This window comes from Micromonospora sp. M61, assembly GCF_018070245.1.
GTDB classification, from domain to species: domain Bacteria; phylum Actinomycetota; class Actinomycetes; order Mycobacteriales; family Micromonosporaceae; genus Micromonospora; species Micromonospora zamorensis.
In genome coordinates, this window is record NZ_JAGPYA010000122.1 from 1 (window position 1) to 3,741 (window position 3,741).

The 3,741-nt window shown below is 70.5% G+C and carries 4 protein-coding genes; 2 read left to right on the forward strand and 2 right to left on the reverse strand.

Annotation, left to right across the window (positions count from 1 at the left end; all coding sequences use genetic code 11):
- Together KBX34_RS32670 and KBX34_RS32675 are read right to left on the reverse strand one after the other, a co-directional pair.
- Positions 1-636: MFS transporter (locus tag KBX34_RS32670; protein ID WP_210928932.1), on the reverse strand; the 636-nt coding region annotated here is incomplete at its 3' end.
- A gap of 224 nt (positions 637-860) precedes the next feature.
- Positions 861-1,481, reverse strand: coding sequence for a TetR/AcrR family transcriptional regulator (locus KBX34_RS32675; protein ID WP_210928933.1), 621 nt, complete (start codon positions 1,479-1,481; stop codon positions 861-863).
- 109 nt (positions 1,482-1,590) lie between these two features.
- On the opposite strand from KBX34_RS32675, the gene KBX34_RS32680 reads away from it, so the two are divergent.
- A complete protein-coding gene (locus KBX34_RS32680; RefSeq protein WP_307871552.1) occupies positions 1,591-2,064 on the forward strand; it encodes a MarR family transcriptional regulator in 474 nt (157 codons plus the stop codon).
- Positions 2,061-3,704, forward strand: a complete 1,644-nt coding sequence (locus KBX34_RS32685) for an MDR family MFS transporter (protein WP_210928934.1) — start codon at positions 2,061-2,063, stop codon at positions 3,702-3,704. Before KBX34_RS32680 ends, KBX34_RS32685 begins: the two co-directional genes overlap by 4 nt.
- The last annotated feature ends 37 nt before the right edge of the window (positions 3,705-3,741 follow it).

Consider the following 3,741-nt stretch of genomic DNA (forward strand, 5'->3'; position numbering starts at 1 on the left):
GGCCAGGGCGGCGGTGATCTGTCCCGGCCAGTCCAGGTGCCGCCTTCCCGGCGCCCGCGAGTCGGTCACCAGCGGAATGGCGATCAGGGCGGTGAGCAGGGCGAGCGGGATGGCCGGCAGGTAGATCCACCGCCAGGACGCGTGCTCGAGGATCGTCCCCGCGAGGAGTGGGCCGAGCGCGAGGGCGAGCATCAGGGAGGTGGCCCAGAGACTGATGTACCGGCCGCGCTTCCTCGGGTCCGGCACGGCGTGGCTGATCAGCGCCAGCGTGGCGGGCAGCAGAGCGGCCGCGCCCACACCGGCCAGCGCCTGGCCGACCCAGACCATCGCGATCGACTGCGCCGACAGCGCGACGGACGCGCCGACCGCGCAGAACAGCAGGCCGGCCTGGAAGACCTTCTTGCGCCCGTGCACGTCGCCGAAGACGCCGGCCGTCAGGATCAGGGCGGCCATCGGCAGGACGAAGGCGTCCGACACCCAGGACAGGTCGGCGGTCGACGCGTTCAGCCCTCGTTGAATCGCCGGCAGGCTCACCGACACCGTCGTCACCGGCAGATATGCGACGAACACCCCCAGGCAGGCCATAACCAGTGTCGCGCCGAGCCGGTCTCCCGACGCCTTGTCCGTTGTTGCCATCTGCGCGCAGCTCCTCTTCGGCGGACCGGGTGTCCGGCCGACGTGTCAGCATCCGTGCCGTTGAGGTGCGTCGCCCGCCGATCGCGTCGAATCCCGGAATACCGACGGATCGGCCCCCGGAGGCGAGGCTTTCCGACATTCCCGGACGGCCAGCGGGAGCTGAGTCCGTGGGCGAACCGGAGGCAGGGGAGTCCTGGGGACTCTGTGGGGACCGGAGAACGGGGCTAGGCGCCGGTGCTGGTCCGGTGGCCCCGGTGCGCCGCCGCGGGAGCGGCCGCGGCGAGTGCGGTCCGGACGGTTTCCGCCATCGGGTCGCCCGGGTGCTCGATCCAGTGCTGGACGGCGACCCGGAGGATGGCCAGGAAGGTCGCGGCCAGGAGGCGGGAGCGCAGTGCCACGTCGTCGTCGGTGAGCCGGTGGGCGAGTTCCGCGGCCAGCTCGCGCTCGATCGCGGCGTACGCCGCCACCTGGTGTGGGGCCAGACCGGGGTGCCCGCGCAGCTTCCGGCGTTGGGTCAGCCAGGAGGGCTCGGAACCGCCGAAGACCTCCTCGGTGAGGCGCTCGGCTGCCCGGCTCAGGACGGTCCACGGCGCCTCGTCGACGGGCTGTTCGCGGATCAGCTGCAACAGCCGGTGCAGGCGCATGGTGTCGCCGTGGAAGAGGGCCTGCTCCTTGTTCGAGAAGTAGTTGGAGAAGGTCCGCCGGGAGACGTTGGCGGCGTCGGCGATGGCCTCGACCGTCACCGCGTCGATGCCCTCGTCGGCGGCGAGACGGAGGGCCGCCTCGTGCAGGGCGAGACGGGTGGCCGCCTTCTTGCGCTCCCGCAGACCGGTCGTCTCGTCCATCGCACCGAGGGTACGTGCGGGTGAGCGACTTCTCAATGAGCAAACTTGCCTAGTGGGCAAGATCGGTGAATGCTTGCTTGAGGCAACCAACTCTCGTGTGGGAGCAGACGTGGAAAGCGGCGCTAGTGAACTCGGCCTTCGCCTGTACGACCTGGTCAGAAGCGTTCGACTGCTGAAGCAGCGCCGGGCTGACGAACGCCCGGCGATTCCGGCGGGCATGCTCGGCATGCTCGTGCAGATCGATCAGCTCTCCAGCGACTGCCACGCCCGCGACCTGGCCGACCGCACTCGGCTGGACGCGTCGACCGTCAGCCGCTCGGTCGCGGCGCTCGTCGCGCACGGCCTGGTCGAGCGGCGGCCGGACCCGACCGACAGGCGGGCGACCTTCCTGGCGGTCACCCCGGCCGGCCGTGCCGCCCTGGCCGACAGCCACCGCTGGTACGGCGAGGTGCTCGAACGAGCGCTCGCCGACTGGACTCCCGACGAGGTGGCGGCGCTCAGTGCCGCCCTCGGCCGGTTCACCGGCGACATCGAGGTCGCCCTCGGAAACAACGACAACGACAACCTGGAGGCCGCGCGATGAGCGCACCCACCATCACGGCCGGCGCTGAGCCGATGACCCATCGGCGGACACTGGAAGCGCTCAGTGGCCTGCTGCTGGTGCTCTTCGTCGCGATGCTGAGCAGCACGGTCGTCTCGACCGCGCTTCCGAAGATCATCGGATCGCTGAACGGCTCGCAGACCCAGTACACCTGGGTGGTCACCGCGACCCTGCTCACCGCGACGGCAACCACCCCGATCTGGGGCAAACTGGCCGACCTGTTCAACAAGAAGACCCTCATCCAGGTCGCCATCGTGGTCTTCCTGGTGGGCTCGGTCATCGCGGGCTTCTCGCAGAGCGCCGGCCAGCTCATCGCCGCCCGCGCGTTCCAGGGCATCGGGGTCGGCGGCCTGCAGGCCCTCGTCCAGGTGGCGATCGCGGCCATGATCCCGCCGCGCGAGCGGGGCCGCTACAACGGCTACCTCGGTGGAGTCATGGCCGTCGCGACGGTCGGCGGTCCGCTGCTCGGCGGCCTCATCGTCGACACGTCCTGGCTCGGCTGGCGCTGGTGCTTCTTCGTCGGCGTGCCGGTGGCCGCCATCGCGCTGATCCTGCTCCAGGCCACCCTGCACCTGCCGACCGCACGCCGGGAGAACGTCAAGATCGACTACCTGGGTGCCAGTCTCATCGCCGCTGGCGTCAGTCTGCTGCTGATCTGGATCTCCTTCGTCGACAGCTCGTTCGCCTGGGCCTCCTGGCAGACCGCGGCCATGGTGGGCGGCACGCTCGTCCTGCTGGCACTGGCGGTCTGGGTCGAGTCGCGCGCTGCCGAGCCGGTCGTCCCGCTCGGCATCGTGCGTCAGCACACCACCGCGCTGGCCATCCTCGGCAGCCTCGCGGTCGGCATGGCCATGTTCGGCGGTGCTGTCTTCCTCGGCCAGTACTTCCAGATCGGCCGCGGCTACAGCCCGACCGAGGCAGGCCTGCTCACCATCCCGATGATGGCCGGCGTCCTCGGCTCCTCGATCGTCGCCGGTCGGCTGATCACCAAGAGCGGAAAGATCAAGCCGTACATCGTCGCCGGCTCGATCCTCCTCGTCGCCGGGTTCGCCCTGCTCGGCACCATCGACCACGAGACGTCGCTCGTCCTGGTCGGCGCCGCCATGTTCATCGTCGGTGTCGGCGTCGGTATGACCATGCAGAACCTCGTTCTCGCCGTTCAGAACACGGTCTCGCTCAAGGACATCGGCGCGGCCAGTTCCAGCGTCGCGTTCTTCCGGTCGCTCGGCGGCACCATCGGCGTCTCCGTTCTCGGCGCCGTCCTCGCCCGCCGGGTCAGCGACCAGATCACCCACGACCTCGCCGCCGCCGGGATCCCCACCTCCGGCAGCGCGGGTGGCAGCAGCAACCTCAACATCACCGCCCTGCCCGAGCAGGTCCAGGACATTGTCCGGGCCGCGTACGGTGACGCCACCGGACACATCTTCCTCATCTCCGCCGCCATCGGGGTCGTCGGCATCGTCGCCGCGCTCCTGCTCAAGCCGATCACCCTGCGGACCAGCCTCGACCTGCCGGACGCCGCCACGTCGACCGCCGTCGCCGCCGACGCGATCGACGGCGCACCCGCCTTCGACCAGGTGCGCGCCGACACCACGCACGACGGACCGACCCCCCGACGCTGACGTCGGGCCGTCCGACCCGGGGCCGCCGCCGTCCGAA

Excerpts from the sequence above, each read along its gene's own strand:
- KBX34_RS32675 (WP_210928933.1), bottom strand. The coding sequence starts at position 1,481 with ATGGACGAGACGACCGGTCTGCGGGAGCGCAAGAAGGCGGCCACCCGT.
- KBX34_RS32685 (WP_210928934.1), top strand. The coding sequence starts at position 2,061 with ATGAGCGCACCCACCATCACGGCCGGCGCTGAGCCGATGACCCATCGG.